The following is a 469-nucleotide window of genomic DNA, read 5'->3' on the forward strand; positions in this document are numbered from 1 at the left end:
GGTACTCGCCCGGCCACTCCTTGTCCTCCACCAGCTTGCCGCTCGCGTCGCGCAGCAGGAGGTCCGCCGCCCATTCGGAACTCGCGCCCGGCTGGGTCTGGAAGGCGTTGATGTAGCAGATGTTGTACAGGTTGGACGCGGGGCTCGCCGTGTGGTCGCGGCTGACGATCTTGACTCCGGCGGCCGGCGTGTAGGGGCCGCCGATCTGGTAGTCGAAGCCGCCCGCGGCCGGGGGCAGGGTCTTGGCCGACGCCGCCTCGGACGGCGCGGGCCAGGCGATGAACGCGGCTGCCACGACGACAGCCAGCACAAGACATCGGTGCAGAACGCTGATCGCGTTGTCCTTCATACGGGATCTCCGAGAGATCGTGGGCGCGTCCCCGCCTCGGACGGTGCACGACACGTCCTGGCGACTCGGTCCGGGCTCCGAATTGGTCGTCGATTCGCTACCGGATGGGCGCACCTCTTC

1 protein-coding gene is annotated in these 469 nt (G+C 68.7%); it reads right to left on the minus strand.

The features are described from left to right. Positions 1 to 349 (minus strand): endo alpha-1,4 polygalactosaminidase (locus RM844_RS32465; RefSeq protein WP_311671031.1); only part of this gene is annotated, 349 nt, incomplete at its 3' end. Between the last annotated feature and the right edge of the window lie 120 nt (positions 350 to 469).

It is taken from the genome of Streptomyces chisholmiae, assembly GCF_031845445.1.
GTDB classification, from domain to species: Bacteria; Actinomycetota; Actinomycetes; order Streptomycetales; family Streptomycetaceae; genus Streptomyces; species Streptomyces chisholmiae.